At 38.3% G+C, this 25,731-nt stretch carries 39 protein-coding genes; 14 read left to right on the top strand and 25 right to left on the bottom strand.

From position 1 onward, the window contains the following. Window positions 1-266: 266 nt before the first annotated feature. Complete coding sequence (locus VB715_RS18900; protein ID WP_323302777.1) at window positions 267-1,070, top strand: DUF2272 domain-containing protein; 804 nt, start codon at window positions 267-269, stop codon at window positions 1,068-1,070. Between the two features lie 54 nt (window positions 1,071-1,124). After that, window positions 1,125-2,213, top strand: a complete 1,089-nt coding sequence (locus VB715_RS18895) for a glycoside hydrolase family 75 protein (protein WP_323302776.1) — start codon at window positions 1,125-1,127, stop codon at window positions 2,211-2,213. A gap of 175 nt (window positions 2,214-2,388) precedes the next feature. Here the strand turns inward: VB715_RS18895 and VB715_RS18890 are convergent, their stop codons facing one another. Continuing rightward, window positions 2,389-2,529 carry a hypothetical protein gene (locus tag VB715_RS18890; protein WP_323302775.1) on the bottom strand — a complete coding sequence of 47 codons (141 nt, stop codon included), beginning with the start codon at window positions 2,527-2,529 and terminating at the stop codon, window positions 2,389-2,391. Between the two features lie 91 nt (window positions 2,530-2,620). Here VB715_RS18890 and VB715_RS18885 point away from each other — a divergent pair, with 91 nt between their 5' ends. Continuing rightward, window positions 2,621-2,908 (top strand): DUF433 domain-containing protein, encoded by a 288-nt coding sequence (locus tag VB715_RS18885; protein WP_323302774.1) that lies wholly within the window; start codon window positions 2,621-2,623, stop codon window positions 2,906-2,908. Window positions 2,909-2,910: 2 nt separating this feature from the next. After that, a complete protein-coding gene (locus VB715_RS18880) occupies window positions 2,911-3,273 on the top strand; it encodes a DUF5615 family PIN-like protein (protein WP_323302773.1) in 363 nt (120 codons plus the stop codon). 109 nt (window positions 3,274-3,382) lie between these two features. On the opposite strand, the gene VB715_RS18875 is transcribed toward VB715_RS18880, so the two are convergent. From VB715_RS18875 to VB715_RS18860, 4 genes are read right to left on the bottom strand one after another with little or no spacing between them, the layout of a single operon-like run. Next, window positions 3,383-3,622: a hypothetical protein gene (locus VB715_RS18875; RefSeq protein ID WP_323302772.1), complete on the bottom strand. Its 240-nt coding sequence runs from the start codon at window positions 3,620-3,622 to the stop codon at window positions 3,383-3,385. Then, on the bottom strand, window positions 3,612-4,214 hold the full coding sequence (locus tag VB715_RS18870; protein WP_323302771.1) for a DUF4417 domain-containing protein: 603 nt from the start codon (window positions 4,212-4,214) through the stop codon (window positions 3,612-3,614). Before VB715_RS18870 ends, VB715_RS18875 begins: the two co-directional genes overlap by 11 nt. Before the next feature lie 56 nt (window positions 4,215-4,270). Next, window positions 4,271-4,414 (bottom strand): hypothetical protein, encoded by a 144-nt coding sequence (locus VB715_RS18865; RefSeq protein ID WP_323302770.1) that lies wholly within the window; start codon window positions 4,412-4,414, stop codon window positions 4,271-4,273. A gap of 56 nt (window positions 4,415-4,470) precedes the next feature. Then, complete coding sequence (locus tag VB715_RS18860) at window positions 4,471-5,076, bottom strand: hypothetical protein (RefSeq protein WP_323302769.1); 606 nt, start codon at window positions 5,074-5,076, stop codon at window positions 4,471-4,473. Window positions 5,077-5,237: 161 nt separating this feature from the next. On the opposite strand from VB715_RS18860, the gene VB715_RS18855 reads away from it, so the two are divergent. The 3 genes from VB715_RS18855 to VB715_RS18850 are packed head-to-tail and all read left to right on the top strand — an operon-like array spanning window position 5,238 to window position 5,938. Beyond that, window positions 5,238-5,447 (top strand): DNA-binding domain-containing protein, encoded by a 210-nt coding sequence (locus tag VB715_RS18855; RefSeq protein ID WP_323302768.1) that lies wholly within the window; start codon window positions 5,238-5,240, stop codon window positions 5,445-5,447. After that, entirely contained in the window at window positions 5,444-5,599 is a 156-nt protein-coding gene (locus VB715_RS21985) for a hypothetical protein (RefSeq protein ID WP_416336957.1), read from the top strand. The genes VB715_RS18855 and VB715_RS21985 overlap by 4 nt, the downstream gene beginning before the upstream one ends. A gap of 3 nt (window positions 5,600-5,602) precedes the next feature. Further along, the gene (locus VB715_RS18850; RefSeq protein WP_416336958.1) at window positions 5,603-5,938 is read left to right on the top strand and encodes a GUN4 domain-containing protein; all 336 of its coding nucleotides are present in this window, start codon (window positions 5,603-5,605) and stop codon (window positions 5,936-5,938) included. Here the strand turns inward: VB715_RS18850 and VB715_RS18845 are convergent, their stop codons facing one another. The 9 genes from VB715_RS18845 to VB715_RS18805 all read right to left on the bottom strand — a co-directional run bounded on the left by VB715_RS18845 (window position 5,939) and on the right by VB715_RS18805 (window position 13,018). After that, window positions 5,939-6,730, bottom strand: coding sequence for a hypothetical protein (locus tag VB715_RS18845; RefSeq protein WP_323302767.1), 792 nt, complete (start codon window positions 6,728-6,730; stop codon window positions 5,939-5,941). Beyond that, complete coding sequence (locus VB715_RS18840; protein WP_323302766.1) at window positions 6,648-8,564, bottom strand: hypothetical protein; 1,917 nt, start codon at window positions 8,562-8,564, stop codon at window positions 6,648-6,650. Before VB715_RS18840 ends, VB715_RS18845 begins: the two co-directional genes overlap by 83 nt. 162 nt (window positions 8,565-8,726) lie before the next feature. Further along, the gene (locus VB715_RS18835) at window positions 8,727-9,203 is read right to left on the bottom strand and encodes a hypothetical protein (RefSeq protein ID WP_323302765.1); all 477 of its coding nucleotides are present in this window, start codon (window positions 9,201-9,203) and stop codon (window positions 8,727-8,729) included. Window positions 9,204-9,250: 47 nt separating this feature from the next. Continuing rightward, window positions 9,251-10,351 carry an ATP-binding protein gene (locus VB715_RS18830; protein ID WP_323302764.1) on the bottom strand — a complete coding sequence of 367 codons (1,101 nt, stop codon included), beginning with the start codon at window positions 10,349-10,351 and terminating at the stop codon, window positions 9,251-9,253. Between the two features lie 55 nt (window positions 10,352-10,406). Beyond that, complete coding sequence (locus tag VB715_RS18825) at window positions 10,407-10,628, bottom strand: hypothetical protein (protein WP_323302763.1); 222 nt, start codon at window positions 10,626-10,628, stop codon at window positions 10,407-10,409. Beyond that, window positions 10,625-10,891, bottom strand: coding sequence for a UPF0175 family protein (locus tag VB715_RS18820; protein WP_323302762.1), 267 nt, complete (start codon window positions 10,889-10,891; stop codon window positions 10,625-10,627). The genes VB715_RS18825 and VB715_RS18820 overlap by 4 nt, the downstream gene beginning before the upstream one ends. Before the next feature lie 62 nt (window positions 10,892-10,953). Continuing rightward, window positions 10,954-11,190 carry a hypothetical protein gene (locus VB715_RS18815; RefSeq protein WP_323302761.1) on the bottom strand — a complete coding sequence of 79 codons (237 nt, stop codon included), beginning with the start codon at window positions 11,188-11,190 and terminating at the stop codon, window positions 10,954-10,956. Window positions 11,191-11,403: 213 nt separating this feature from the next. Then, window positions 11,404-11,946: a hypothetical protein gene (locus VB715_RS18810; protein WP_323302760.1), complete on the bottom strand. Its 543-nt coding sequence runs from the start codon at window positions 11,944-11,946 to the stop codon at window positions 11,404-11,406. A 34-nt stretch (window positions 11,947-11,980) separates the two neighbouring features. Then, the gene (locus VB715_RS18805; protein WP_323302759.1) at window positions 11,981-13,018 is read right to left on the bottom strand and encodes a metal-dependent hydrolase; all 1,038 of its coding nucleotides are present in this window, start codon (window positions 13,016-13,018) and stop codon (window positions 11,981-11,983) included. A gap of 187 nt (window positions 13,019-13,205) precedes the next feature. Here VB715_RS18805 and VB715_RS18800 point away from each other — a divergent pair, with 187 nt between their 5' ends. Further along, window positions 13,206-13,352 (top strand): hypothetical protein, encoded by a 147-nt coding sequence (locus tag VB715_RS18800; protein WP_323302758.1) that lies wholly within the window; start codon window positions 13,206-13,208, stop codon window positions 13,350-13,352. A gap of 74 nt (window positions 13,353-13,426) precedes the next feature. Here the strand turns inward: VB715_RS18800 and VB715_RS18795 are convergent, their stop codons facing one another. From VB715_RS18795 to VB715_RS18785, 3 genes are all read right to left on the bottom strand, one after another. Further along, window positions 13,427-14,362, bottom strand: coding sequence for an ATP-binding protein (locus VB715_RS18795; protein WP_323302757.1), 936 nt, complete (start codon window positions 14,360-14,362; stop codon window positions 13,427-13,429). A gap of 193 nt (window positions 14,363-14,555) precedes the next feature. Then, window positions 14,556-14,876 carry a hypothetical protein gene (locus tag VB715_RS18790; RefSeq protein ID WP_323302756.1) on the bottom strand — a complete coding sequence of 107 codons (321 nt, stop codon included), beginning with the start codon at window positions 14,874-14,876 and terminating at the stop codon, window positions 14,556-14,558. Window positions 14,877-14,900: 24 nt separating this feature from the next. Then, window positions 14,901-15,191, bottom strand: a complete 291-nt coding sequence (locus VB715_RS18785) for an HNH endonuclease (protein ID WP_323302755.1) — start codon at window positions 15,189-15,191, stop codon at window positions 14,901-14,903. A gap of 139 nt (window positions 15,192-15,330) precedes the next feature. Between VB715_RS18785 and VB715_RS18780 the strand changes: the two genes are divergently transcribed. The 3 genes from VB715_RS18780 (at window position 15,331) to VB715_RS18770 (ending at window position 18,073) form a co-directional block, all read left to right on the top strand. Beyond that, window positions 15,331-15,975 carry an AAA family ATPase gene (locus VB715_RS18780; RefSeq protein WP_323302754.1) on the top strand — a complete coding sequence of 215 codons (645 nt, stop codon included), beginning with the start codon at window positions 15,331-15,333 and terminating at the stop codon, window positions 15,973-15,975. Continuing rightward, window positions 15,966-16,313: a hypothetical protein gene (locus tag VB715_RS18775; protein ID WP_323302753.1), complete on the top strand. Its 348-nt coding sequence runs from the start codon at window positions 15,966-15,968 to the stop codon at window positions 16,311-16,313. Before VB715_RS18780 ends, VB715_RS18775 begins: the two co-directional genes overlap by 10 nt. A gap of 236 nt (window positions 16,314-16,549) precedes the next feature. Continuing rightward, complete coding sequence (locus VB715_RS18770; protein WP_323302752.1) at window positions 16,550-18,073, top strand: restriction endonuclease; 1,524 nt, start codon at window positions 16,550-16,552, stop codon at window positions 18,071-18,073. A 176-nt stretch (window positions 18,074-18,249) separates the two neighbouring features. Here VB715_RS18770 and psb34 read toward each other — a convergent pair whose 3' ends face one another. Then, window positions 18,250-18,423 (bottom strand): photosystem II assembly protein Psb34, encoded by a 174-nt coding sequence (gene psb34, locus VB715_RS18765; protein WP_323302751.1) that lies wholly within the window; start codon window positions 18,421-18,423, stop codon window positions 18,250-18,252. A 267-nt stretch (window positions 18,424-18,690) separates the two neighbouring features. Here psb34 and VB715_RS18760 point away from each other — a divergent pair, with 267 nt between their 5' ends. The 3 genes from VB715_RS18760 to VB715_RS18750 all read left to right on the top strand — a co-directional run bounded on the left by VB715_RS18760 (window position 18,691) and on the right by VB715_RS18750 (window position 20,366). Then, window positions 18,691-18,888: a hypothetical protein gene (locus VB715_RS18760; RefSeq protein ID WP_323302750.1), complete on the top strand. Its 198-nt coding sequence runs from the start codon at window positions 18,691-18,693 to the stop codon at window positions 18,886-18,888. 289 nt (window positions 18,889-19,177) lie between these two features. Then, on the top strand, window positions 19,178-19,879 hold the full coding sequence (locus VB715_RS18755) for a surface-adhesin E family protein (protein ID WP_323302749.1): 702 nt from the start codon (window positions 19,178-19,180) through the stop codon (window positions 19,877-19,879). Between the two features lie 58 nt (window positions 19,880-19,937). Continuing rightward, window positions 19,938-20,366 carry a hypothetical protein gene (locus tag VB715_RS18750; RefSeq protein ID WP_323302748.1) on the top strand — a complete coding sequence of 143 codons (429 nt, stop codon included), beginning with the start codon at window positions 19,938-19,940 and terminating at the stop codon, window positions 20,364-20,366. 11 nt (window positions 20,367-20,377) lie between these two features. On the opposite strand, the gene VB715_RS18745 is transcribed toward VB715_RS18750, so the two are convergent. The 7 genes from VB715_RS18745 to VB715_RS18715 all read right to left on the bottom strand — a co-directional run bounded on the left by VB715_RS18745 (window position 20,378) and on the right by VB715_RS18715 (window position 25,512). Continuing rightward, complete coding sequence (locus tag VB715_RS18745) at window positions 20,378-20,689, bottom strand: SH3 domain-containing protein (RefSeq protein WP_323302747.1); 312 nt, start codon at window positions 20,687-20,689, stop codon at window positions 20,378-20,380. Between the two features lie 35 nt (window positions 20,690-20,724). Beyond that, entirely contained in the window at window positions 20,725-20,922 is a 198-nt protein-coding gene (locus tag VB715_RS18740) for a hypothetical protein (protein WP_323302746.1), read from the bottom strand. 9 nt (window positions 20,923-20,931) lie between these two features. Continuing rightward, entirely contained in the window at window positions 20,932-21,219 is a 288-nt protein-coding gene (locus tag VB715_RS18735) for a hypothetical protein (RefSeq protein WP_323302745.1), read from the bottom strand. A 5-nt stretch (window positions 21,220-21,224) separates the two neighbouring features. After that, the gene (locus VB715_RS18730; protein WP_323302744.1) at window positions 21,225-21,533 is read right to left on the bottom strand and encodes an HNH endonuclease; all 309 of its coding nucleotides are present in this window, start codon (window positions 21,531-21,533) and stop codon (window positions 21,225-21,227) included. Between the two features lie 117 nt (window positions 21,534-21,650). Further along, a complete protein-coding gene (locus tag VB715_RS18725) occupies window positions 21,651-23,297 on the bottom strand; it encodes a hypothetical protein (RefSeq protein ID WP_323302743.1) in 1,647 nt (548 codons plus the stop codon). Continuing rightward, complete coding sequence (gene dnaB / locus VB715_RS18720; protein WP_323302742.1) at window positions 23,291-24,643, bottom strand: replicative DNA helicase; 1,353 nt, start codon at window positions 24,641-24,643, stop codon at window positions 23,291-23,293. Before dnaB ends, VB715_RS18725 begins: the two co-directional genes overlap by 7 nt. Next, window positions 24,640-25,512: a hypothetical protein gene (locus tag VB715_RS18715; RefSeq protein WP_323302741.1), complete on the bottom strand. Its 873-nt coding sequence runs from the start codon at window positions 25,510-25,512 to the stop codon at window positions 24,640-24,642. The genes dnaB and VB715_RS18715 overlap by 4 nt, the downstream gene beginning before the upstream one ends. Window positions 25,513-25,731 lie beyond the last annotated feature (219 nt).

Genomic DNA, 25,731 nt, shown 5'->3' with positions numbered 1-25,731 from the left:
CGCAAAACGCAAATCTTCAATTTGAGAGGCAGTTAAAGAGTTCTTTTCCGACACGGACAGCAAATTTCCTGAATATCACACTTTTTCTATTTTAACCTTTTTGGGATCTTCTCTCTCAGAAATCACCTTAAAGGCTGACCGCGATGTACCATATAAGAGAAAGTAACTTAGGGCGTTTCCTATTGGGTTGCCCCTGTGCCGTTCACTTTCTGGTTACAAAGACCTCTGGGAAGTGCGGAGTCTGATTATCTATTATGGAGGAAGTCATGACCAGCTTTTTTAAGCTTTTTAGTGCGGCTACTTTAATTCTTGGTTTAGGTTCAATAATTCTTTACCCTCACGTCAATACCGCCCAACCATCAAATAATACTTTCCAGCAGAAAGTAGCCGAAAACGCCATACAAGAGTGGATAAGTTTTAATGCTCCAAATCGACCAGTTGTTAGATCTCAGGCAGACGTTGCACTACTTGAGAGAGAGCCGTTGGAATATAGGAAGTGTCAGACAATTAATAGATATTGGGCAGTAGTTCCAGTAAATCAATCAGGGGATAACAAGCCGCCAAGTGGTGATAGTTGCAAACTTAATATCCCACCAACCCCGCAGGGAAAAGGACAAATAGGCAAATGGAATGAATATCCTTGGTCAGCAGCTTTTATTTCTTACATAATGCAGAAATCAGGTGCAGGAAATCAATTTAAGTATAGTGGTCGTCACGCAACTTATATTGTTGATTCTGTCAAGAACAGAGACACACAAAATTATCCCTTTCGAGGATATCCAATCGATCAAAAAGAACCTGAAATCGGAGATTTGATATGTGCGCCAAGAGGCAGTTCCAAGGATTTAGTCTATGACAAGATTTTACAAGAAGGTGATTTCACATCTCACTGTGATATCGTGGTTGCCAAAAATGATAACAAGAATATAGAGGTGATAGGAGGTAATGTTGGAGATACTGTTTCCAAAACAATCGTTCTTCTTAATTCCAAGGGTTATATTCAAAAGACCGATTCGCATTCGGATTTTAGACCTTGGTTTGTCGTAATCAAAAATACCCTCCGTCCTTAGTGTTAACGTTTTGATTTCAGAAGATATTGCGATGTTACTAAGGAGATCATTATTATGATAAAACGTCTATTTCTCTGGGGATTGATAGCCATGCCCAGCCTCTTGTTTAGCTCGTTGGTATTGGCTGAGAAAGAAATGACTTTTGAAGAAATGCAGTTTAAATCTACACCAAATGATATCTCCGTTTGGGAGATTGCCAACGCGCCTCAATTCAAAACCTCCACATCTTTAAATTGTCGCAACGGCGTTGGTATATCATCTCCAATCGTGACGGTCATTCCGGCAAATACCATTGTTGACAACAGAGCACAGAAAAATGCTATGGACTCTAACGATCCTTATGTTCTTAATGTGGGGTCTAACAATAATGGTTTGTGGGTGATGGTCCACCATAATAATCAACAATGTTTTGTTCGTGCTTCCATGCGATATATGATTCCTTGGTGGCAAAATGCAGAGGCACGAAGCATTCATAACTACAAACCACCTTCTCTTTCCGAAATACGACTCGGTACAATTCCTGTTGCTCAAGCTACGCCAATCCAAGAATCATTCCCACCAAAACTCAACCCTGGACTGAAGCAAATTCTGCGTTTGCCCGGAGGACAAATTTACATCGATGCTGATATGGATACTGATGCTGATGGCTCTCCTCGAGCAAGACAGATTGATCCATGTGAAGGATGTGGCAATACTGAAACTAGCCTTAAATATTCAGGCATATCTGGACAAGCTAAGAATGTAAATGCGGAAGTTGTACCATACATTGCCTTACCGGGGAATAATCCAAGGCTTCAGGATCGTTTTTATCACAGGATGGGCATTCAACTGGGAGATATCGTTGCTGTTATCTACAAAGATCGAATTGAGTATGCCATTTTTGCTGATGTGGGACCAAAAAATAAGATCGGTGAAGGGTCAATTGCGCTCAAACAATCTTTGCTAGGACGAGAACCTATCAATACCACTAACTTAAGTGTTCAGCAGGTAATCAGTATTACCAATAGTGGGATTTCCAAAGATGTGATTTACATTGTTTTCCCAAATTCTAAATTGAATGGATTAACACCTGAAAATGTAGTTGAGAAAGTTCGTGCTAGAGGGAAAGAACTCTTCAGGCAGATCGCTGGCAATCCCGACTAAGATAACGAATTTGTTAATTTTTCTCCTCTACTCTAATCCTATCAACTGCCCCAACTCCCTAACAGATTCATCTTGTTTCGTTCTGACTGTTACCAACTGCTCATTTAACCTATTCCCTCTCTCCTCAAAGCTTAACAATTGTTCCGTTGTTCCTTCTCCAAACTTATACCGAATTCTAAAATTCACGAGATACCTCAAAAGTTTTAACCTGACTCTCTACTAATTCAACTTGTCTGGTTGCCCCTTCATAATCAAGGAGTAACTTTAAGACTTTTTCCCCTAAGTTAACCTTCTCTTGATAGAAATCAATAATCAATAAGATTGTCTCATCAAACAGAAATAGATTAAAATAGTAATGACGGCATCATATTAATAATATAAACCCTATCATATTTGGGAGAAAACTATTGGCAACTCTTAGCGACATTGGCAAATTTATCACAATTGAGCCGAATAATAATCGTCCAGTCATTACAGGAACTCGAACATCGGTTCGGAGAATTGCTGGTTTATATAATCAAGGCAATAACGCTGAAGAAATATCTAGAAAATTAGCTCACCTGACCATCACTCAAATTTATGCGGCCTTAACCTATTATCATGCTAATCGAGAGGAAATAGATAAAGACATAGCAGAAGAACAAACCGCTTATGAAGAACTCGCCAAACAACATTATCAGCAAAACAAACTTTAACAATGACAAAAATTCGTCTTTATTTAGATGAAGATACCCAAGATAGCGATCTTCTAATGGCTTTGCGACTTCGTAACATTGATGTTGTCTCTACAGGGGAAGCTAAAATGTTATCGAGAAGCGATGAAGAACAAATACAATGGGCATTAAATAATCAGCGCATTATTTATAGTTTTAATGTGAGAGATTTTTATAGAATTCATACTTATTTGCTCGAAAATAAACAATACCATGCTGGAATTATTTTAGGAGTTCAAAGCTATTCAATTGGAGAACAAATGCGTCGTATTTTAAGGATAATCGCTACCCTCTCAGCCGAAGAAATGGAAAATAAAGTAGAATTTTTGAGTGCTTGGGAACAATAAACTTTGTAGAAGTTCCTATGCACTTCCTGTCTTTAATCTTCTACTGGGGTTACTAACACTAATTGCCCAAGCAGTAATATTCGAGAAAAAAGTTGATGTAATAAAAGTTTTAACGCTCATGATCAGTCCGTTCATCTTCATCTTTATTTTGCCCCTTACCTTCTAGCTCAAATATTGGTAATTGAGTGTTATCAATTTCCCCACCACCACCACTATTACCGCCACTACTACCGCCACTATTACCGCCAGCACCGCCGCTACTACCGCCAGCACCACTACCACCACCACTACTACCGCCGCCGCTACCAGCACCACCACTATTTTTACTAGATGCGCCTCTACCGCCCATGTCTTAACTTCTCCTTGTAATGAGGGTAAAAAATAAATTTATCAGAAATCGCTGTTAATTCTTGTTCTAATCTTTGTCCATAAACTATAATTTTATTAGGAGATAATCGCTTAATTAACTCCTCAACGCCTTGAATAAAAAACTGTTGACTATCATCACTTTTACGGATTCCCATAGTAGCAAGAGCTAAATTTGAATTTAACGGTAAACCATCAAAACAATATTCAAAACTATCTTGTTCTGCCCAACTGACACAAGGAATAACATTAATCTCCATTGATTGCCAAAGAGCAGTTAACCACCTATTTCTATAAATATTAAACATTTTAACGGGAGTGGGATAATCAAGATAAAGACTAAAATCAGGGCTGATTACTCCTTCAAATCGTTTCAAATAAGATAAGTGACGATAAGGGAATTTCCATAAACTTTCAAACCGATAATCATCAATAAAAAAATGTAAGGTTGATTTCTGTGAGGTTCTTTTGCGACTTCGATACGCTTGTAAATTAGAAGGAATAAACTGCGATGGTTCAATCATCGGCATTCCTAATTTTGTACTCCGAAACGCTGGAATCGTGTTCAATTGCATAATGACACACTTCTATGCAGCAATCAAATTTCTCTCATTGATGGGAAGAAATCGGTCTAAGATTTTGACGACACCGTGACCGACACGCCAAAATTAACACTACCAATACCCATCCCAAAACCAAGGCCAATTAAGGGATCAAGCTTTGCGATCGCAGATAATCCACCCCCCATAATCACTCCTGATACTTGAAGGGCCAAGAACAGTTTAAGCAGGTTATGACGCTCTTGTTGAGCAACACGGTGAAGGGTAGCGGCTATTGATTGCGCCGTTGTCGTACTCTGGCTAACATCTTTTTTGCTGTGGCCTCCGGTGAACCCATTAAATTAGTAAGAGATTGCTGTCTAACTTGTTCTGACTGGTTCACTTGTTCTGTTAGTCCAGTGATGGAGAAGTCACGATGTTTAAGGTAATCTGCGGTGAGATAATTTAAAGTGGTGAGGGTTTCTGCGGCGATGTGCTGCGCTGCGGTATCAACTAAGTTTAAATTCTTCTCTCTGATGTCTTCCAAGGGGTTGCTATCAATATAGATTTCTTCATGGGTTGTGGATTCAATCGGGATATGTTCAGAATTAGTATGAACCAATCCATTACCGTTGCTCGTTTCTTCGGATTGATGAGATAAACCATCGTTGTTTGTCTGATGACCATTAGGGAATGGGAACCCCTCATAAGCCCCAGTGGTGGCGTAATGGACTTGTAAATCCTTCATCAACTGGACTTGTTCATCACTGTACCAACTGACTCGCCCTCTCTTTTCAGGTTCTACGTTATATCCTAAGTTGGTGAGTTGCTTTTTAACTTCGTAAAAATGTGTCCTTTTTGTACCGATGGCCTTGGGAACATCAGAAGCTTGTAACATGGCTCTTTTTGTGGGGAGGTTTATCCTATTATGGACAAGTTAACACTAGATTAATAACAAGTTCTTAATACTTCTTAATAATCTCTCTAATTGGCTTATAGAGTGATTGACAACTGTTAAACGTATGTTAGTATTATTAAATAAGTGTTGGGTTAGGGTTGATGAGTAAGTCACAAATTGGGGTTAGAATTCCTGATTCTCTTTTGCATGAACTTAATAGTTATATTCAGAAAACTGGAACCAATAAAACTGAGGTTGTCTGTAGTGCCATAGCGGAGTATTTGGGTTGTGTTGATAGTGTGCCGTTAAGTCAGAGGATAGCGGAGTTAGAGAAAAGAATTACTATATTAGAAACAAGGGGAAATGAATGAATATTGAAAAACTCAACAGAGACAAAAATATTGACTATAGAAGACTTGGTAATTATTTAGCAGACAAAAAGTGGTACGAAGCGGATCAAGAAAATTATCAAGTGATGTTAAAAGTGGCTAATAGAGTAGTAGAGGACTATTTAACAGAATAAGATATTGGTAATTTCCCAAAGGAAGATTTAATAACAATTGATCAGTTATGGGTACATTATAGTCAAGGAAAATATGGTTTTAGTGTTCAAGCAGAAATCTATCGTTCATTAGGAGGAACTAGACATTATGAAGAAAAAGTATGGGAAAGTTTTTGCGAGCAAGTTGGTTGGTGTCAAGGAGGAAGATGGTTATTTTATTCAGAACTTTTCTCTAATAAAATCCTTCAAAATACTACGACTAAAGGACATCTTCCTGTCTGCTTTGGGAGTGGTTGGGGTGTAGAGGGTGTCTTAGGAATGGGAGGAGAATGTCTTTTGTTTCGTCAAGACTTATGGTAATTAATTAGTTAGTTTACTTTCCCAACTAAAAACTAAAGCCCCAAGTTTCCTAACTGATTCCTGCTGATTAATTGCTGACTGATCCAACATTGATTGTAACTTTTCTTGTTTCTCAATACTAGCTAAATAAGATTCAGTAGAACTGCCTCCATACCGATAATCAATCTCAACCACATTACTCAATATACTCTGATTTTCTACTTGAGTTAATAATAACTGCTGCTGTCTTGCTTCTCGTTCATAACTCAACACTAAAGTTAAGATTTCCTGTTTTAAATTGCCTTCAACTTCTGCCTTCCTTCTCGTCAAGTCTGCCCCATAAGCTTCTAGTTGTGACTTCTTAATTTCTAAGTCTGTAATGGCGATTTCTGAGCGTTGATAATTACCACCACCAAAGAGGTTTTGTATGAAACCAACAGGGTTTGTCATGGGATTTTCTAGGAGATTAACCCATTGATTAGAACGAGTATAATCAAGGCGATCGCTTAACAATTGATCCCTATTATCTAACATCCCAATCTGTCCGTTAAGTGCCTCTATTTCCAAGGAATGCTTAACCGCTAATGCTGTCAGTTTATCAACACATTCGGGGGTACTATTCAAGCAGGGTAAATTAACTGTTGCTTGACTATTAACTGTTGCACTTCGACTAGGCTCAGTGTGAACCTGTTGTCTAGTAACAGAGCTTGCCGAAGTATTAGCTATTCCATCAATTGTTTGACTCTTGACTAACTGAGGGTTCAGCAACATCGAGAGTAACGGTAACATTAAGAGTGTGGTCAGTTTGCCCATCCCATTTAACTTTTCTAACGGTTCCATTGTAAGGAATTTTAACGGTTGATAATTGATTAATAGCATTGTCAATTTCGATAAGTTTGGCTTCAATTTGGGTTTTGCTGTATTCTTGTTCTTGTAATTGTCCGGCTCTAATGGTGCGTTGTCGTTCTAATTCTAAGCTTTGTTGTTGTAAGGCGATCGCCCGTCTATTATTCTCAAGATATAATTGATGTTCAGCGTACAGTCTTTGCTCTTTGGCTGTCTGTAACTGACTTTTGGCGATGTTTAACTCCTGCCTTGCTTTCTCCTCATTGCCTTTTAGTTGGTTAAGTATAGCCGTTTCATGTTCAATAATAGCTTGTACTTTAGGGTTAATATTAGTCGGTTGAGGGTTGGGAGTTACGGTTTCTTGAATTGGTTTAATGCTAATAGGAGCATCAGGATTATTCTTAGGAATGTTAATGATAAACTTCTGATTAGGATTTAATTGTTTATTAGTATTCATGTTCTTTGCTGTAACATCAACCTTTTGATTAGTAACTGATAGTTGCTCATTGGTAATTAGCGGTTGTTGAGTAACTGATTGTTGATTACTAGGAACAGTTAAAGTTTGACGGTTAACTGATGGTTGATTATTGGGAACTCTCAGGGATTGATTGTTAACGAATAGTTGATTATTAGTAATGGGTGACTGAGTAACTTGACGGTTAGATAATTGACGAATGCTTTCTATTTTTTGTTGTTGGTTACTGACAGCTTGACCAGCTTCCTTTAATTGTTGTTCTTTAAGCTGAATAGTTGCCTGTTCTTGTTGATAGGAAATAGGAGGTAAATTAGGAAGTTTAGCAATGGAATTAGGAGCTTGAATATTAGGAATAGCAATGGTAAGCTTTTTAAGGGATAATTCTAATTGTTTTCGTTGATTGAGTAATCGCTGTCTTTCTGTTGTGCGATCGCTAATAACTTGACCTTTAACAACTTCATCCCCTGGTTTAACTTTTAAGTCTGATGGATCAGTAATGGTTAAGTTAATTTTAATGCGGTTAGGTTCAACAGATTTAGCCCTTCGACTCGGCTCAGGGTAAAGTTTATGTTCAGGTTGAATTATTGAGGTTTTAGGAGGTTCAGCAACAGCTAATTTAAGACTGATATCTTGAGGAGTTAAGGTAAAATTAGCGGTTAATAAAACAGTGGTCAAACTAATAATCTGACCGACTTTTTTTAACCATTGAGGTATAATAGAGACTTGATTATTGATTGAATTATGATTGATGATTTCTTCATGGCTAACTGGGAATTGTTCAAATAGCGGTGCAAGGCATTCCGCACCTACTAACGATTTTTCTTTATCATTGATTTGCTCGTTAACAACTGGTATTTCGTTGATAATTGATGACTTCTGCTGATAATTAATTTGTGACTTTTCACTTTGACTGAGAATTGATGACTGATAATTGTTAGCTGGTGATTGAGAATTGTTAACTGGTGACTGATGATTGTTAACTGGTGATTGATGATTGTTAGCTAATATCTGATAATTGGTGATTGGTGACTGCTCACTGATAACGTTCGGCTGAGTTTCGACAAGCTCAACTACCGCGCTCACGTCGAAGCCTAATTTTTCGGCTTTCCACTTGCTGATTAACTTTCGTGAGCATCCTTTCCCTGTCTGTTGTTTCACCCATTTCATTAACTGGGAATAGGAATAATTACCAGGGGCATTATCCAAAGCCGTGTACACGGCAATGGTTCGCTGCCAGTGGGGTTTCCCTTTTATATGGGGATATTTAAAATTAGCAACTAGGACATTAGAACTAATAGAACTAACCATAACATAAAGGTTAATCATTGACTATTTTCTTAGTATTCCCAAACCTGAAAGAAAAATAACAGATTATCAACATAAATATTGATTCTTAGGTTGTGGCGAAGAAAGGATTAATGATTTCTAGTTTTTGCAAGCGTTGAGACTTCGTTAATTACTTCAGTGCTGATGATAAATTTCCTCTCTTTAAATAACCTGTTCTACTTTTAGAGGATTGTTAATTAAATGTTCAATTTTATCTCGGTTATCAAAGAATGGTTGATGCGGATATTTTTCATTATCGATAAGCTGTTTAATAGTCTCAAAGATTAAAACTTCAGCATCTTCTTGGTCTGTCAGTTTGTCATAAAAATAAGGCTCTGTTAACCACTCCTCAAAGGCAATTCTAATTAAGCCATTAGGATAACATTTAAACCGCCAATAAGATGATAGGTGATTATCAATCACTTCAAATAAAGGGGCGGGATGCTGCCTAGGATAATAAGTATAGTTATCATCACAAATATAGTACCAAATATTCCCCTGCCATTCTTTTAAGGCATAAACGATATATTCTTGTCCAACTGTTAAGGGAAATTCAAGCTCTTTGGTGTAAGAAAATTCAGGTTTGAGGTAAGTTTCAGGAAGGGATAGACCAGTTTTAGCAAGACAACGAATTTTCATGGTTGAAACTTTACACCTCTCTTAATAATTTTTTCTATTTTTTTATGCTAATTAATTCTTTGATAATAAGGCACAATCTCAACATATTCAGCATGAGTTCCAAAGCGACATAAAGCAGTTAACTGAGTTAATGCTGCGACTTTTTTCTCGGCTAATCTAAATTTACTGGCTACTTTTTTAACTTCAGTTTGGTCAACGGGTAAAACGATTTTTGTTGAACTATTACCAATGACATCCGGTGAGAGGTGACGTTCTGACTGAGAGGCTAAAACCAGCCCTAGGCCATACTTTCGACCGTCTGCTATTATTCTGTCGCAAGCTGATGACTTTTTGAGTTCTTTAGCTTCATCAATAAAGATATAAGTCTTGGGTAATTTATCTCCTGTTTCTCCCATTAAACGGTGAATATTCATTAGTTGCCAGGCTAAAGATTCAGCAGCAATGGCCCCTATTTCGGGGGGAAGTTTTGATAAGTCAACTCTAATATGTTTCTCTTTAAATAATGGTTGTTCTCGACTAAAGACTCCGTATTGAAAAGTAGCAGCCAATTTCAATAAGAGTTTCTGAGATTCTTTACAACCGTCTTCTATTCTGGTTTCTATTTCTTCTTTAAGGTTAGCAAAATTAGGCGGTGTATTTGTCCAACTATTAAAGTCACTTTGAAAAATGCTTTTATCTTCATAACATTTACTGAGGATTTCTAACATTAATCCTTCTTGGTTGGGGCCAAATCTGAGGGATTTTTTAAGGGTAGCTGTTACGGCGATCGCTTGTAAATTGGGTCCACCTCCTTCTGGGTCTAAATTAATCGTTAAAGGGTTAATTCCATGAGGACTGGCCATGTGTAAAGGATAGACGGTTTCCCCTTCAATTTGTTGATCGCCATGAAAGTCAATGATAAATAGTTGTGTGTCAGGATAAGTTTGTCTTAATGAGTAGGCAATAGCTTTCAAGGTTTGGGTTTTCCCACTACCTGATGCACCAATGGCAACAATATGACCATTGGGTAAGGATGCGGGGTTCCAATAACAATTTTTTCCCAACAAAATGCCATTAGTTAAGGGTTTGTTATTTTCTAATAGTTGGGAATTCTCTACAGTTAAAACGGCTGAGGGTAGCGGTTTGTCTTTAGATTTGAAGTTAAACATGATTAATAGTTGATAGTTGATGGTTAGTAGTTGTTAAATTTAGATAAGATAGTTTCTAATAATTTGGGAGATCAGAGGAATTAGTGATATTTCTAATAGTTAACCAGTCAGGAGCATTTTGTATCCATTTCTTCACCAATTCGGGTGTGGCTTCTGCTTGTAGTTCTTGATAGACAGCTTGGGGAATAATTACTTTTTTATATAAGACGGGTAACACTTCAATACAGTCAATCAAGATTAAATAACAAAGCGGGGAGGTATCAGAAATTATAATCATTTTTGTCTTAATTCTTGAAGTGTAATTAAATCTTTTTCTAATTCATCTTCATCATAATTAAGATTAATTCCTGCTTGTTTGAGAAACGCATGGGTTTCTAAACGAGAGGGCATATTTAACATTTCTCCCAATTCGGCGGTACTAATTAGTTGATTTTGATAAGCTTCTAAAGCTAAATTAGTCATCATTTTTTGAGAAAGATTTCCCCATTTTTCTTCCATTCTAGTTTTGATGTCATCAGGAACTTCAATGATAATTTGCATAAGTTTATCTCAGAATTATTTAAACTTTTAAGTGTTTAACTTTAATTAATCCCAGACAATTATTAGTCTTCATACATGGTATCACGGTGTAAAGCTTCTTCAGGTAAAGGGGGATTATCTGATGAGTGACTATCAACAAATTTACGCCATTTTTCGGCTCTTTCTTTGGGGGTAAGGTTAGGGTCAGGAGAAGGGAGAGAATGAGTTTTCGTTAGAGATTCACTAAAGTTTAAGACTTCTTGTTGTTTCTCTAAGGGAAGTTTCCTTAAGTTCTGTATAACAGCTTGTTCAATATTCATTTTTTTGACTCCTTTAAGCTGAAGTTTCAATGATAAAAATACCTATTTGATAGTTTAACTCAATTACCCTTAATTTTCCTAATGAACGCAAAGAAAGTTATTATTTAATTTAACAAATGTGAAACTCTTTACTAAATTATCCTTATAGTTTTCCCTGACGGAGATTAAATCTAAACTTACTCAAAAAGCAGATAAATATTAGCTTGAAAAAGGTTATTTGCTGTTAACGTAACGGGTTATTTGCCATACACGACAATCTTGACAGTGAGGGTCTTCTGGATAGGTATTTCTTAATTGCTCTGCGCTCTGACACGCAAGGCTGAGATCGTCAAACAAACCATAGCGATTGACAGAATCGGGCTTGAATAATTGGGGAAACTGACCACAATTGGTCAATACACTGATAGAATTGTATGAGTCGAGAAGATCAAATCCGCATTGTTCAAATCCGACGAGTGGTATCTCGATTGAGGTTGGACGTTCCCAAATTGCGAGGAGATTGTGCCATATTGGATCGAAGTTGATACGTTTTTTTAGATAGTCAAAATCAAGAAAACAGTCGATATATAAGTCTTCATGGACGTTGTGATTCCAGTCGGAATCAATTATCTCAGTTACAAGATTGGGACATAGGATACTATCTGCTGACACCAGTTCTGAGATATGGTGAAATCCAGAAAAATTGAGGTAGGATTGCCAGTCACTGGTTGTTGAGGGAGCAAATTTCTTACGGGCAGTGTAGTACCATGCAGCCATATACTAAGCACCAATATTTTTCATTAATGACTGTTTAATTAACATTAATTATCCTCACTATTAAACTTCCTGACACATAATAATCTCCTAATAATCTCATCACTTCAATAGGACTCGCAGAGGTTAACCGCGCATAAGCCACATCTCCAGGTTGTAAGGTAATGGTGTCAAAGGTTTCAACGTGACTAGGAATCATCAAATCTTCGGCATCATGAATGGTTAAAGTACCAGTAAGATAGGTTCTTTCACTGGGTAATTGGGCTAAAATAGGATAGATTTCTTCTTCATCAAAAGTTAGGTTGATGATTTCAGTCTTAATTGCTGATATTCTCTCTACTTTTATCTGATTCGCTTGAATTTGACTACTTTGACTATTGCCAATACTGTAAGTCATTCCCTGGTCATCTTTAACCAATAAGTCTGAAGCCGTGAGAGGTTCTATGACTTCATAAGATTGATTAATGGGTTGTTCTGTTAAGGTATTACGACCTTTTACGTTAACATTGAGTAAATAAAGGGAAGATTCAGCTTTTACGGTTTCTATTGCCCCTGATGGTATTCCTAACGCTTGATTAAAGCTTCTGATGATGCCTCCCGCACTGTTAATATTGATGCTGATGATGGCAATAGCAACTAAAACCATCAATAAAAACCATTCCCCATTACTGCGGGTTGCCAGTCTTAAGCGAGGATTTCTGGGAATGATTAAGCGGCCATGACTGGGATAAAAAGCTTCTACTCCTGACTTGGTAAAAACATCACCAAACCAACCAAAGAAATAACCTAAAATTAAACCATGCCATACTTGGGGATAACCATAAAGGACAAGAGGATAACTGACCAAAGTTAATACACCAGTGGCAAAGAAACTATGAGTTATTCCCCTATGAACTGTGTTAGCTTCTAACCAACTGCTGATAGGGAATAAGAGACGACCAATAAAAGATTTACTGGTGTCAATGTCAGGTAATAATGAAGCTAAAGCAGCTACTCCCAATAGTTCTAAGTTAGCAGTTCCCAGGACAATGCTGGTTAAACTAACACTAAAAGCAATATGGGTGGGAGTCATCATAAATAGTTGATAGTTGATAGTTGATAGTTCGTAGTTGATAGTTCGTAGTTGATAGTTCGTAGTTGAAATAACTGATAATTCAAACTGGTAACTGGTAACTGTATAATCTTAGGATTCCCTAATATTTAGATAAACTAACATTAGTTGACTAGATAATTGATGATTGATATTTTAAATTATAATTTACATGATACTCAAATTAGAAGAAAGACGACAAAAAACTTTACAGATAACTGAGGAACAAGTGGAAGAAAGACAAGAAAAATTTGAGAAGTTTAAACAGTTAATTGAGCAATTTCGTCCCCAAGGTTCTAAACTATATTCTGAAGATTAGACAATGATTGTTTTTCTTGATTTAGGGGTCTTAGGATTATTAACTATCAACTATTCACTATCAATTATTAACTATTATTGTCCTAATCTTCCGCCTTGTCGGGGTAAGGAATAAATCATTATTCTTATTATTCCCACTGCAACGGTCATAATTCCACCTAAAAGATAAAGACTTGTATTATTGAAACCTAAACCCAAGAATCGCATAATCATAAAACACATCAATGCAGCAATCAGAAACGGTGTCCCATCAATCCATTGAGTATGATCTAAAGCATGGCCTTCTAACCCTAAATATTCCTCTCTCACCACCCTCCTCGCTAACATAGGATTACCACCAGTTCTCTGCTGTAAGTCTGCCATTTGCCCTGGTTTAAGCTCAATGCCCAAGTTAATCGCCTCATCTTCCATAATTTCCCTAATAGCGTGATTCGGCAAGGGTTCAAGTTCAATCCTGGGAAGTTTGATAAAAATGTCTCTTGCAGGGGGATAGGTGGCCAGTAACAACATCGGTTGCTCACTTTCATGCAATTTCTCTAACCAACATCTGATAGATACAGGAAAACGGTGAGCATCATCAAGAATCAAGAAGGCTGTATTATTGACAAGGAATAGGGCGATCGCCTCCTGTAATTGTTGGGTAGTCATGGCCTTACCCTCCAAGGTTTCGGTATCAATGTTTAAGTCTTCTGCGATCGCAATAAATGTTTGTTTCGCTGTGCCACTGCCGGGGGCTGATACTAAAAATCCCTGATCTCTTATTTCTTGGGTAAGCAGTTGCGCGAGAAAACTTTTGCCACTGCCAGGTTCCCCAATGACGAGTAATGATGAGTTGGCCAGTAAGGCTGCGGCAATTCTTTTTTTTTCTTTGCTTCTATAGCAGATAATTGAATCAGAACCGGAACTAGAACGGATAGACAAAGCCCTTCTACTGCCATCAGGGTTAACTTGATAGGTGTAGATGCGTTCTTCCCCTGTCTTAAGCTTACGACGGTGGCGTTCAATTGGCATAGTTCGACTAATTACAAGTGGTTCCGATTCTAGATTAAGACGATGAATATTAGGGCCGCAGCGACACCTAAGAAGGTTTCAGTGGCAGTCTGACATAAACCTTATTATTCATGTTTTTATTCTCCCTGAGTCTTTGCCTTAGTATTCCCAAAAAGAAGGGGTCAAAGCCATGTTTTCAGAGAACAACCCAGAATTAATTTTTACAACTAATTGAGTTGCCCTTACCTTGAGAAAAGGATAATGGTTCAATAATAACATTCCCACTTAATCTCACTAATTCCCCACGACATCGAAAAAACCAACCATCACTTTCTACTTCTTCACTCACAAAACCATTGTAAATTTGATATTCTCTAATCAATTTTCCTCCACTATAAAATTGGACACTAAAATTATCAGTTACAACGTCACTACCGACTTTTGTCAAGTTGTTTCGTAATTGTCCACAACTTGTTAAAGATAGGACAAAAAAAAGAACTACTGTTAAGAAACAATTTTTAATAGTTAACTTCATAACTAAAAACCTTTCAACTCAATACTAAGAAAACAACGACAATTGACCAGGACTGACATTACCCCGCTTCCCCTGATGATAACTGAGATGACAGGGGGAACAGAGGGGAATTAGGTTAGAGGATTCATTATTCTCAGGCGTGAAGTCACAATGATGCACCTGTAAAGTTCTTGCGCTTCTTTCTGAAATGCTCAGCTTTGAGACATTCTCCCCTGGTTTAATACACTGAGTCCCACACTTAGCACAACGCCACCCCGCAGCTTCTTTGATGGTGTGCGCTATAGTTTTCCAGTTCTTGGGATATCTAGAGGTCATTTACTTACAGATTGCAGCAATGCAGCATTTAAGTGTTTAAATAATGATAGACGGTTAGGGAACTTATCGCTACTGGGTTTAAGTCTAAATGCAGTAAGTGAGTAACGCAGTAATCAAGTAAGTAATTCAGTAAGTCAGTATGGCAATCATTAGTTTAGTCAATCAGAAGGGAGGGGTATCAAAGTCAACGACTTCGGTACATCTGGCTTATTGGTTGGTGGTGAAACAGAAGAAAACGGTCTTATTAGTGGATGCTGATAGTCAACGGTCATCATCCCAATGGGTTGAGGGGATGGAAGGGGTCACTATTCCTTGTAAAGTGATTCAAACTCCTGATGATCTACTTGAACAAATTCCGACTTTAGCGACTGATTATGATTATGTGATTGTTGATGGGCCGGCCAGTTTATCAGAAGCAACCAGGGCCATCCTTTTTCGTTCAGATTTGGCTGTTATTCCGGTACAACCGACGGGGGTGGATCTTCGTTCGGCCTCTGATGCCATGCGGTTAGTTAAACAGGCCCAATCAGTGCGCGGTGGTTTACCTAATGTTTGTATCTTCCTGAGTCGGGCCGTCAAGGGGACAAAACTTAAAGATGAGGCGATCGCGTTATTGTCCCAAATTAAAGAAGCCAAATTATTGAAGACAGTCATCCATCAAAAACAAGCGATCGCAGATACATCAGGACAGTCAGCAACGGTTTGGGACTTTTCAGGGAAACCGGCCAATGACTCGGCTAATGAATATGACAAATTATTTAAGGAGGTGATGTCATGGGTGTAAATAAACGTAAACCATTAAATGATGCCTTAGCGAAGGAGTTTGTCTATGGGGAGAATGGGACATCGGAAAGCTCATTACCCAAAACCGAACCTATAGAAGAAACTGCACGCATTAAATCTGTTGAAAGTCAGCAACCTGTAACTATTGAAGAAAAGAAGCCCTCAATTATGGATAAATTACAACCGATTGAACAAAGAGAAGCGACGAAACGATTTACAGTAGACTTGCCTGATTCTATGCACCGTAAATTGTCGATATTAGCAGCTAAGACGGGTAGGACAAAGGCTGATATTGTAAGAGTTCTTTTAGATGATGTTTTGAAGGATATTGATGAGTAATACTATATAAATGAGCTTTTTACCGTTAAGGGAAAGATAGGCTAACTCAGATCCGCCTTTGGATATGGGAATTCCCGTCTCTAAGATTATTAAATAATGGGGTAAGTGTTTACTGCTATTTTTCCTTTGCCATAAATTCAGTTAGACTCTCAACTGCTAATATTGAAGGAAAAGGGATAAGAATTTGTCAAAAATAATTTGATTTCAGTAGAACTCTCTCCTATAAAACTACTAAAATGAAAAATATCAGTTCATCTACTAAAGAAAAAAAAATCCTCAGAATATTAATATACTTTTTGCTTATCTGTTCGGGATTTATCATTAGTTTGTCTAAAGGTTTAGAGATTTTTTTAGCTATTATTATTATTGTGATTGTTGATCTTATTAGAAATAGTTATATAGAGAGAGAAAGAAAACAGTTACATCAAGAGATTCTGGAAAAAGAAAGGAAACTTCAACAAGAAGACAATAGCTTGCAACAAGAGATTTATCAAAGGAAACAAGGGCTAGAAATTTCATATCATCGTAAAAAGAAAACTTTAGAAGAAGAACTTAATCGTAAAAAGAAAACTTTAGAAGAAGAACTTAATCGTAAAAAGAAAACTTTAGAAGAAGAACTTAATCGTAAAAAGAAAACTTTAGAAGAAGAACTTAATCGTAAAAAGAAAACTTTAGAAGAAGAACTTAATCGTAAAAAGAAAACTTTAGAAGAAGAACTTAATCGTAAAAAGAAAACTTTAGAAGAAGAACTTAATCGTAAAAAGAAAACTTTAGAAGAAGAACTTAATCAAAAAGAAGTTGCTGTAGAACAACTTCTTAAAGAAAAGTCATTAGGGTTTCCCTCATTGGCAGAAGCTTATGCAGACTATTTTTATCTAAAGGATTTGCAAGAAGCGGACTTCCTAGAAAAAAAAACAAACCCAGCGAAAAAAGCTGCTGAAGCAATTAGAGAAATTGCTAAACAGCGAAAAGCTGCTGAGAAAAAGTGTCGAATACTCGAATATCAGGTTAAGTATTATAAAAACCTGATTCCAGAACTTGAAGATTTGGAAGAAGAAGGGACTAGCGGAACACTTGAAGCGGAAATTGATGATTCTAAATATATAGAAAATCCAGAGAGAAGATGGCTATCTGAAGACGAGTTTAATAACCTTTCTAGTATAGAGAAATCTCAGCTTGTTCTTGATAGATATTGGAAACATAAAAAAACAAAATGGGAATTAGGGAGAGACTATGAACGTTATGTTGGTTATCAATACGAAAACAAGGGATGTAAAGTTCACTACCAAGGGATTTTAGAAGGATTTGACGATTTAGGAAGAGATTTAATAGTTATTAATCCTGACAAGAGTACAACTCTTGTTCAATGTAAGTATTGGTCAAGAGCAAAAATAATACACGAGAAGCATATTTTTCAATTATTTGGGACATTTACAGCTTACAAAATAGATCATCCCAATATTAATGTTTCAGCCATTTTTGTTACATCAACATCTCTTTCAGAGCGCGCAAAGCAATTTGCTAAAGTATTAGGAATTCAGTTTGTCGAATCGTATAAAATGGAAAAATATCCTTGTATTAAATGCAATATCTCAGCCAAAGAAAAAATCTATCATTTGCCATTCGATCAACAGTACGACAAAGTTATTATAGAGCCAGAAAAGGGAGAATTTTACGCATGGACTGTCAGAGAAGCTGAAGAAAAAGGTTTTAGAAGGGCTAAAAAATGGCTTGGCTCTTTAAGATTAGAGCAAAAGTGAATAAATGATGCGTGAACATAAAAATAGAAATGACGAATTAATTCTTGTTTACTAATCGACATTTTATTGATAACTCATTCATCAAAAATTAACCCCAAGAATAGTCATCCCTGGGGTAGTTTATTATAAACCAGCCTTTATACGGGTGGCTGGCGGTTTTTATCTTAATAGAATTATTAACTAATAACAGCAGAAACAATGATTAAGCTGGTAACGAATAATGCAGCCATGGCCCCTTGAACTAAGTAACGACGTTGTTGAAAGGGCGCAGGATATTGGGCGTAATAAGGCTTGGGTTCAGCAGCGTAGTTGTTGAGGATGCCGTTATCGAGTTGAGTGGTGGTGTACATTGCTTGTTGCCTCTGTTTTTTGTCCTTATGTAAATAAGTGTAACAACAAATGTAACAATCTGTAAAGAGTGCTTGACAATTTTATTCTGATAGTATCCATAGGGAGAGCTTATCTTAGACAGGGGTTAGAGAAAGATTTCTACTTAATTCCACTTCTCAGAGAAAAGGGAAAGGAGGAAAACCCTGAATATACATAAGTTTTGGGACTGACATCACCCCTATTCACCTCATATATTGAAGGTAACAAGAGGAAACGAGGTCAAACAAATGTCTACCACCACCACCACCAACACCGTCATCGTCCGTAACTATATTATTCTCGCTGCTACTATCATGTTCGCCTCAATGGGCTTAACCGATACATTTCTCGCTCCCACCCGTGCTGGACAACAAAACCGCCTCGATACTTATGGACAAGTTGTTAGTGCTGGAATGGTCGCTTATGGTCAACAATTAGGACGTTAATTCAATAGTTCAATCAAAATTAGTTTTTAAAGTTTTCAACCTCATTCTCTTGTTAATTCCCTGTCTTCGGACGGGGTTTTTTATTGACCTTGAATCTCCCTCGATTTTATGTCATTTTATTGCATTTTTCGGTTTTAATCTAGCCATCTTTTGAATCGCCAGTTATGTTAGAGATAGGCAAGTAAAGAAGAACAATTTTAATTGAGTTATTATCACTCAAAGATGAATAAATTGTTATTGATTAAAAGGTGAGGTGAGGGGTCTACTTCTTCAGATAGGAGGGAGAGAGATGAACAGACTTCTTAAAGGATTAGGCATTAGCTTAGCCGTTCTTACGCTTGGTATTTTCAATCCCGTTTTAGCGGCTCAATGGGTACATCTTGGTGATTCACAAGATAATCATTCCTACTATATTGATTTTGACAGTTTAAAAGGAACAGGGAATGCCCGAACTTTTTGGGGCATGGCAGTCAATAGTTATGGAAAAACTGAGTTGTTAGCCAAGTGGCTAATTGATTGTGATCAGAGACAAATAGGAGTAATAGAATCCATTGAATATAACTTTGATGGAAGTCTTCGCGCCCATAATATTATCGATTCTAATACAGGAGGAAGGTGGGAATTTGCCCCTGGAACAATCGGTGAAAATTACTATGATTTTGTTTGTTCTCATATTTCACGTCAACCTGAGCCAACAATTAGGGCAGCCGTTAACGAATATCCCAAAGCAGCTTGTGGAGATCCGGCCCCTTCTACATTAGGAAGACATGAATTATATCCCGTTTTTGTTGATTATTCCCCTGAAACACTAGGTTATATCAACAATAATTTCTGTCGAGATGCTTTTAAAACAAGACGAGAGGATGGTCACTTATCCATTCAAGTAGCATCTTTTACCAATAGAAGCAATGCCCAAGAATTTGCTGACTTTCTTCAAGAAAAAGTCGGAAATAGTGAGGTAGGTAATCCGACAAATTTTGTCATTCGTTGAAATTGTTTCTCTTTCCTGAGCTAGTTGATTTTATTGAGAAATCAGCAAGGAAAACATCATGAATACTCAGTCAACAATTGCTCTTTTAACGATAGCTATCCTGGGATTTAGTCATCCATCTCAAGCGCAAATGACGATTACGCCCCAAGAGGGTGATGTTTATCCGACTCGGACTTGTTATGTGATTTTCGATGACGGAGTTCGGCATCCTTGTAATGGATTAGGGGTTACATCTGGTAATTCTTCTGTTAATTATCACTTTGCTGTTTATGATTATTCCCAACCAGAATTATCCCCCTTAGTTGCCGTTGCTTTTGTGGTTCCCAAAAATAATCTAAGCTCGGTTGTTGGCGTTTCTATGTATACGGCAGAGGGTCTAACCTTATCCCTTCCAGCAACGGGTCTTTGTCAAATCACCTCCCAGGAAATCACTTGTAATGCTGTTACTTCCTACGGAGATAAATTTGCCGGATATGCTACGCCTTAAATCCCGAACTTTTATCTAGAACGCTCATAACAGCTAATAAATTCCCGAATAACCCAACCCCATACTTTATACTTTCCTTGGTAATATCCCCCTACTAATGCCCAAGGACGGCCTTTTTGGTCATAGTCAATCTCTTGAATATAAACTTCTCTCCCATTTTTGAGTGCATTAATGATACGTCCATTAGGAGCGTCACGAACATTAAGAGGTGTCCCTGTCGGATCTGTCACCTGGCAAACTTCTTCAGCTTTAATTTGGGGAGAAAAAATACTGAAGTTTGTTAGTAAAAGAAAAAACAAAAAGATTTTAGAAAACTTAAACATTGAAGTGTTATATAAAAAAGTACAGGAGAAAAAGACTAATTAACCCGATATTCAGATTCATTCTTACTATCTAATAAATAAGCCCCGCTATCAAGTATATAGGTTGGTTTAGCTTCGGTTTGTAGTCGTTCAAGTAAGGTTCTTGCCCATTCATCGGTGGGGGCGTGTACTTCAAGATGTTTGATTAGTTCGTCGTAAGTATCGCGTTTGATTCGGATGTCAGATTTTTTCATAAATTTCCTTTAAAATGGGTCAATTCCAACCTTTAATAATTGCTCAATAATTTGGCTAAAGTCTTTAATTGATTGAGCTTTATCTAGTTGCTTTAACAAGTTTTGTCTATCTTCTTCTTTAGGAAAATAATGTCCTCTAAAACTTGTCCAATGTTTTAAATAGTCTCGAAGTAAATCAGCATGAAGATGATTAAAGTTTTGGGGCTTTTGAAAGAATTTAAGAACAGCGATCTCTAATTGTCCGCTTTGTTCATTTTTCCAATAAACCAGGGTGTGATTAGGGTATCCGTGAATCACTTAAGTTAAACTCCTAAATCTAATTTTAACTGACCTGGGCTGATATTTTTCCTTCTGCCTCTGTGCATATAAAGATGACAAGCACTGCACAAAGGTATTAGGTTAGAAGGATGATTATTTGATGGGTCATAGTCAGAATGATGGACGGTTAAGGTTAATTGCGCTCTTAAACTTCGTCCCATAATTTCAGTGCGAAAATCCGCCCCATTCGGGATACATTCAAGCTGACATTTGGCACAAGTCCAATTAGCTTTTATCTTTACCCTTAAAGCGATTTCATTCCAGTTATCAGGATATCTATCTTTATTTTTCATAGAGCAAAAACAATTAAATTATCTCCTATTTTACAACATTTTCAAGACAATCTCAACGGCTTAATTATTATAATTTAGTTGTCTTAATTAGCTATTTTAAACAGGAACAGTCAACAGTTAAAAGTTATCAGTTTCAAGAAACTTTAACAACCTCTCCTCAAACTCCGTCAACCAAGGTCGATCAATTTTCCCTAAACTAGACAGAATGGCTTTAGCAGTTTCTTCCATTTGGGGGTCATAGATTTTAGTCAAGCGATCGCACAATTTCCGCACCTCCTCCTGCTGCTCATTAGAATAAGGTAACTCCTTAAGATTCTCAGGTTTAACTTGATATTCCCCGTCCCATAACCGCACAGTACAAGAGAACTGATGAACTGCGGTAATAACAGCCCAACAACCGCCTTTACCTCTTAGATCAGGGTTTTCTTTGACTATGATGGTAGCTACTTCACCAACACGCCAAGGGTTAGGCACTTTGGTACGCTCTCGAATTTGGTCTACAATGCTTTTAACCAGGTTCCCGCTTGGAACTTTTCCCCCTGCTGCGGCGACGGCTGTAGCCCAAGCTTCACGCTGTTGGTCAGGTTCGAGGTTGGTTAAGGGTCTGACTTGTCTTTCACTGGTGGGTAAAATTTGTGCGCCAATGGTACACATTTCGTCAGTTTCAATTTGTGCGCCAATGGTTGTCATCTCATCCGTCTCACTTTGTGCGCCAATGGTTGACATATTGGTTTGAGTTTCAGTTTGTGCGCCATTAGTTCTCATTTCCATTTGTGCGCCATTGGCGCACATTGACGAAAGATTACTGTTTAAAAGATTATCAAAGACTTCGGCGGCATTCATTAACTGATAAGGATGACGGCGTTTAAAGGCAAACCGATCAGAACAATACTGCTCAAAGGTCTGATGGGTATTGCGATACAGACGGCGATCACAGATTTCCTTGAGTGCCTTACCCGCTTCATAAAACGCCCGTTCTACTTTTCTTTCAAGATATAGTAGATCGCGTGCTTCATCATCAGTAAGTTCTTCTGTTTCAGTGAGAGATTGGTTTTCAGTAAGTTGAGTTTCAGGGTTTTCTACCACTTCAACAGTGACAGAATTTTCTTGATCTTCATTTGGGGTAAATTCAAAGCAGATTACCCAAACGGTTTGATTTTTGCCGTCAAAGAACTCGTTAATAAATTGGTCAAAAGTGTAATCTGGGAACCCTTCTGCTTTTAGGTCAGCTTGGGTCATATTTATCAACTCATCTTGATAGGGCTTTTGGGTTAGGGTTAACCAGCCAATTATTTCGCCCCCATATCTGAGGTCTTTATCGTAGGCCGGAACTTTTACCTCATTCTCAAAATAGTTAATGAAGGTTTTCGCCGTGCGCTCACTCCAAATTCTTCGGGTGCAGCATTTCCCGTTATAGAGTTGGTTAATGGTTTTACCAAAACTAATGCCTTTGGGGGTTTTCGTTGGTACGGGCGGGGAGTTTAAGCTTTCAGGTTTAAGGTCTAATAAGCTAGGTTGTTTTAATTCCTGTGTAAACTGCTGTAACTGCCGTTTCCCTTTAGTTTTGGCCCAATGGTCTAACCAAGCTTGGGGACTAGGATGATGATGGGTTTCGGTGATGGGGATTTTTAGGGTAAGGGAGCGATCGCCATTGGCAATGGTGTAATTAGCGGTTAACTTAAAATAGGTAAACTGCCATTGATGGCCGTAAGCTGTCCAAGACTGGGAATGATGCCAAGGGTCAGTAATTAGATCTGTTACCATTGTTCTTCTCCCACTTTTATCAGCCCATAAGCTCGGTCAAAAAGAACCTTGGCGGTTCCGGTGGTTCCGTGTCTGGCTTTAGCGACGATTAACTCCAAAACTTCTGGGTCTGGGGTATCAGGGTTGTAGTAGTCATCTCGATAGGCCAAAATGATGTTATCGGCCACCATTTCTAAAATTCCTGATTGGGACAAGTCCGACATCATGGGGCGTTTATCATTACGACTTTCTACTGCCCGCGAAATTTGACTCAAGGCCAACACAGGAACCTGTAAATCTCCGGCTAATTTGTACAACTCCCGTGCCACATCCCCCAGTTCATAGCTACGGTTGCCCAATTCGCTGTCGGCGGCCATCATCTGAAGGTAATCGACAATGATTAATCCAATGGGTTTCTTTTCACTAATGAGGCGACGGCATTCTGAGGCCATAACTGAGACAGTGAGGCTGCGGTCATCGTTGAGATACAGGGGCATTTCGGCGGCTAGTCCCATGATTTGGGCAATAGTGGCGATTTCTTCGGTTTCTAATCGTTCTAAGCCCGCACGGTGTCTTCGGAAGCGGTCGTTACTGATGGGAATGATATTGCATTGACTGTAGTAGGGTAAAACACTTAATAAGCTCCAAAGTCGGTATTCAAGCTGTTTTTTGGTCATTTCCAGGGAGAAAAAGACCACAGAGCGGTTGTATTGCACCATCATTGCTACCGCTAAGTACATAGCGCAAAAGGACTTTCCCATTGAAGGCCGGCCAGCTAGGAGGGTGAGGGTTCCCGCTTCCCAACCCACGATCAGATTATCTAAATTGTTGAGTCCGGTGGGATAAATGGGGCTATCGGTTTCCAGGGTTTGGTAAGCCTCAATCGCCACCTCACAGTTGGGTTGGGTTTTCCCACGGCTGCGTTGCTGCGATACCTCAAATAACCGTTTTTCTGATTGGTAAAATATGTCATCAAGTTCTTGGGTTGTCTCAAAACCCAGTTCTACAATGTTGTGGCCCGCAGCAATTAATTGACGGCGTAAATATTTCTCCATCACTAACAACGCATAGCGATCAATATTTACGGCCGAAACCGTGCGGTCAACCAATTGCATTAACTTCTCAATTCCCCCGACTTGTTCCAATAAATGATGATCCTCCAGGGTACTTTTAACCGTCATCACATCCGTTGGTTGTGAGGAGCGATGAAGTTTTAAAGCAGCTTGATAAATCTCTTGATGGCCCTTGACATAAAACGCTTCTGCCGTGATTAAATCTACTATCCGTCCCATCGCTTCAGGATCGACTAAAATCCCACCAAGAATGGATTCTTCAGCTTCAATGTTTTGAGGCGGTAAACTCGTCATTGTGTTTGCCCTCCGTTCAAATCTTTGTTGTCGGTGATGGTATCTGATGTGTTTTGTTCACCTTCTTCAATCATTTTTTGACGACGTTGTTCAGTTATCTTGCGGCGACGTTCTTCAATCTGCTCTCGCAAAGGCCGGTGTTGCTTTTTCGGCATTTGTTCCTTTAAAAAGTTTTGGTAATAAACCTCCCATCGGTTTTCTCCGGCCTTATTGGGTGTCGCTAACCAAGCCTGTAAATCATTGATTGGCTTGGGAAAATTCTTGATCTGCTTTCTCACAAAATTAAAAAACCTCTCCCTTTCGCCTTCTGAGAGAGTCTTTATAAAGTCTGAATAAGTCTGAATAGTCTGAGGCGTTCCAGAATCCTTGTCTGATGCGGGTTTTGGCGGTTTAAACTCCGCGTTTGCGGACTGGGACTCCGCGTTTGCGGACTGGGACTCCGCGTTTGCGGACTGGGACTCCGCGTTTGCGGACTGGGACTCCGCGTTTGCGGACTGGGACTCCGCGTTTGCGGACTGAGACTCCGCGTTTGCGGAATCAATAAGTTTATCTTGTTGAGAATAGTCTGGGTTTGCGGAGTGTGAGAATTGACCTTGGAGGTTGATCACCTTGGTGACTCCATCCTTAAAATCAAAGAGTCCGAGTTGTTGGAATTTTGCTTTAGCTTTAAAGTAGGCTGTCTTTTTAATTCCGCATTTGAGCATTAACTCAGCCGGAGAGAATTTAGCACCGCGATCACCAAACGGGTCAAGGCTAACGAGATAACACCACATCCGCCATTCCGCAGCCGTTAGCTTACATTCGAGTAATTTGTCTCTGACGTTGGGAGTGAGCCTGAAAAATTGCTCAATCGGATTATGTTTAGCCATTTTCAACCTCCTCACCTGTAACAATTACGTCGAATGGTAAGCAAGCTGCGTTCAGATCAGTCAATTTATCGAGATTTTCTCCGAATAAATGAATCTGATGGGGATAATCGACAGAATAGGTAAGTCGAGAATTTGGAAAATGTGTCATCATGTTAGTTGTGTATTGCGCCCTTGTTTACTAAAAATTCAGGGCGATTTTTTTTAGGTTTAGGATTTTTG

It is taken from the genome of Crocosphaera sp. UHCC 0190, from assembly GCF_034932065.1.
Classification (GTDB): domain Bacteria; phylum Cyanobacteriota; class Cyanobacteriia; order Cyanobacteriales; family Microcystaceae; genus UHCC-0190.
Note: the sequence above shows the minus strand (reverse complement) of the source record. Positions and strands in the feature narration are given on the sequence as shown.

Excerpts from the sequence above, each read along its gene's own strand:
- VB715_RS18900 (WP_323302777.1), top strand. The coding sequence starts at position 267 with ATGACCAGCTTTTTTAAGCTTTTTAGTGCGGCTACTTTAATTCTTGGT.
- VB715_RS18895 (WP_323302776.1), top strand. The coding sequence starts at position 1,125 with ATGATAAAACGTCTATTTCTCTGGGGATTGATAGCCATGCCCAGCCTC.
- VB715_RS18880 (WP_323302773.1), top strand. The coding sequence starts at position 2,911 with ATGACAAAAATTCGTCTTTATTTAGATGAAGATACCCAAGATAGCGAT.
- VB715_RS18875 (WP_323302772.1), bottom strand. The coding sequence starts at position 3,622 with ATGGGCGGTAGAGGCGCATCTAGTAAAAATAGTGGTGGTGCTGGTAGC.
- VB715_RS18870 (WP_323302771.1), bottom strand. The coding sequence starts at position 4,214 with ATGCAATTGAACACGATTCCAGCGTTTCGGAGTACAAAATTAGGAATG.
- VB715_RS18860 (WP_323302769.1), bottom strand. The coding sequence starts at position 5,076 with ATGTTACAAGCTTCTGATGTTCCCAAGGCCATCGGTACAAAAAGGACA.
- VB715_RS18855 (WP_323302768.1), top strand. The coding sequence starts at position 5,238 with ATGAGTAAGTCACAAATTGGGGTTAGAATTCCTGATTCTCTTTTGCAT.
- VB715_RS21985 (WP_416336957.1), top strand. The coding sequence starts at position 5,444 with ATGAATATTGAAAAACTCAACAGAGACAAAAATATTGACTATAGAAGA.
- VB715_RS18845 (WP_323302767.1), bottom strand. The coding sequence starts at position 6,730 with ATGGGCAAACTGACCACACTCTTAATGTTACCGTTACTCTCGATGTTG.
- VB715_RS18840 (WP_323302766.1), bottom strand. The coding sequence starts at position 8,564 with ATGATTAACCTTTATGTTATGGTTAGTTCTATTAGTTCTAATGTCCTA.
- VB715_RS18835 (WP_323302765.1), bottom strand. The coding sequence starts at position 9,203 with ATGAAAATTCGTTGTCTTGCTAAAACTGGTCTATCCCTTCCTGAAACT.
- VB715_RS18830 (WP_323302764.1), bottom strand. The coding sequence starts at position 10,351 with ATGTTTAACTTCAAATCTAAAGACAAACCGCTACCCTCAGCCGTTTTA.
- VB715_RS18825 (WP_323302763.1), bottom strand. The coding sequence starts at position 10,628 with ATGATTATAATTTCTGATACCTCCCCGCTTTGTTATTTAATCTTGATT.
- VB715_RS18820 (WP_323302762.1), bottom strand. The coding sequence starts at position 10,891 with ATGCAAATTATCATTGAAGTTCCTGATGACATCAAAACTAGAATGGAA.
- VB715_RS18815 (WP_323302761.1), bottom strand. The coding sequence starts at position 11,190 with ATGAATATTGAACAAGCTGTTATACAGAACTTAAGGAAACTTCCCTTA.
- VB715_RS18810 (WP_323302760.1), bottom strand. The coding sequence starts at position 11,946 with ATGGCTGCATGGTACTACACTGCCCGTAAGAAATTTGCTCCCTCAACA.
- VB715_RS18805 (WP_323302759.1), bottom strand. The coding sequence starts at position 13,018 with ATGATGACTCCCACCCATATTGCTTTTAGTGTTAGTTTAACCAGCATT.
- VB715_RS18800 (WP_323302758.1), top strand. The coding sequence starts at position 13,206 with ATGATACTCAAATTAGAAGAAAGACGACAAAAAACTTTACAGATAACT.
- VB715_RS18795 (WP_323302757.1), bottom strand. The coding sequence starts at position 14,362 with ATGCCAATTGAACGCCACCGTCGTAAGCTTAAGACAGGGGAAGAACGC.
- VB715_RS18790 (WP_323302756.1), bottom strand. The coding sequence starts at position 14,876 with ATGAAGTTAACTATTAAAAATTGTTTCTTAACAGTAGTTCTTTTTTTT.
- VB715_RS18785 (WP_323302755.1), bottom strand. The coding sequence starts at position 15,191 with ATGACCTCTAGATATCCCAAGAACTGGAAAACTATAGCGCACACCATC.
- VB715_RS18780 (WP_323302754.1), top strand. The coding sequence starts at position 15,331 with ATGGCAATCATTAGTTTAGTCAATCAGAAGGGAGGGGTATCAAAGTCA.
- VB715_RS18775 (WP_323302753.1), top strand. The coding sequence starts at position 15,966 with ATGGGTGTAAATAAACGTAAACCATTAAATGATGCCTTAGCGAAGGAG.
- VB715_RS18770 (WP_323302752.1), top strand. The coding sequence starts at position 16,550 with ATGAAAAATATCAGTTCATCTACTAAAGAAAAAAAAATCCTCAGAATA.
- psb34 (WP_323302751.1), bottom strand. The coding sequence starts at position 18,423 with ATGTACACCACCACTCAACTCGATAACGGCATCCTCAACAACTACGCT.
- VB715_RS18760 (WP_323302750.1), top strand. The coding sequence starts at position 18,691 with ATGTCTACCACCACCACCACCAACACCGTCATCGTCCGTAACTATATT.
- VB715_RS18755 (WP_323302749.1), top strand. The coding sequence starts at position 19,178 with ATGAACAGACTTCTTAAAGGATTAGGCATTAGCTTAGCCGTTCTTACG.
- VB715_RS18750 (WP_323302748.1), top strand. The coding sequence starts at position 19,938 with ATGAATACTCAGTCAACAATTGCTCTTTTAACGATAGCTATCCTGGGA.
- VB715_RS18745 (WP_323302747.1), bottom strand. The coding sequence starts at position 20,689 with ATGTTTAAGTTTTCTAAAATCTTTTTGTTTTTTCTTTTACTAACAAAC.
- VB715_RS18740 (WP_323302746.1), bottom strand. The coding sequence starts at position 20,922 with ATGAAAAAATCTGACATCCGAATCAAACGCGATACTTACGACGAACTA.
- VB715_RS18730 (WP_323302744.1), bottom strand. The coding sequence starts at position 21,533 with ATGAAAAATAAAGATAGATATCCTGATAACTGGAATGAAATCGCTTTA.
- VB715_RS18725 (WP_323302743.1), bottom strand. The coding sequence starts at position 23,297 with ATGGTAACAGATCTAATTACTGACCCTTGGCATCATTCCCAGTCTTGG.
- dnaB (WP_323302742.1), bottom strand. The coding sequence starts at position 24,643 with ATGACGAGTTTACCGCCTCAAAACATTGAAGCTGAAGAATCCATTCTT.
- VB715_RS18715 (WP_323302741.1), bottom strand. The coding sequence starts at position 25,512 with ATGGCTAAACATAATCCGATTGAGCAATTTTTCAGGCTCACTCCCAAC.